Annotated in this window: 1 rRNA gene; it reads right to left on the bottom strand. The window is 53.4% G+C overall.

Annotation, left to right across the window (positions count from 1 at the left end):
• Positions 1 to 365 (bottom strand): 16S ribosomal RNA (locus A3764_RS01010); the annotation flags it as partial.

The following is a 365-nucleotide window of genomic DNA, read 5'->3' as shown; positions in this document are numbered from 1 at the left end:
ATTTCACCTCTACACTTGGAATTCCACTCACCTCTCTCGAACTCAAGACCAGGAGTTTTAGAGGCAGTTCCGAGGTTGAGCCTCGGGATTTCACCCCTAACTTTCTGATCCGCCTACGTACGCTTTACGCCCAGTAATTCCGAACAACGCTAACCCCCTCCGTATTACCGCGGCTGCTGGCACGGAGTTAGCCGGGGTTTCTTTACCAGGTACTGTCATTATCATCCCTGGCGAAAGTGCTTTACGATCCTAAGACCTTCATCACACACGCGGCATGGCTAGATCAGGCTTGCGCCCATTGTCTAAGATTCCCCACTGCTGCCTCCCGTAGGAGTCTGGGCCGTGTCTCAGTCCCAGTGTTGCTG

It is taken from the genome of Sulfitobacter sp. HI0129 (assembly GCF_001635395.1).
In the GTDB taxonomy this organism is placed as follows: Bacteria; Pseudomonadota; Alphaproteobacteria; order Rhodobacterales; family Rhodobacteraceae; genus Sulfitobacter.
Note: the sequence above shows the minus strand (reverse complement) of the source record. Positions and strands in the feature narration are given on the sequence as shown.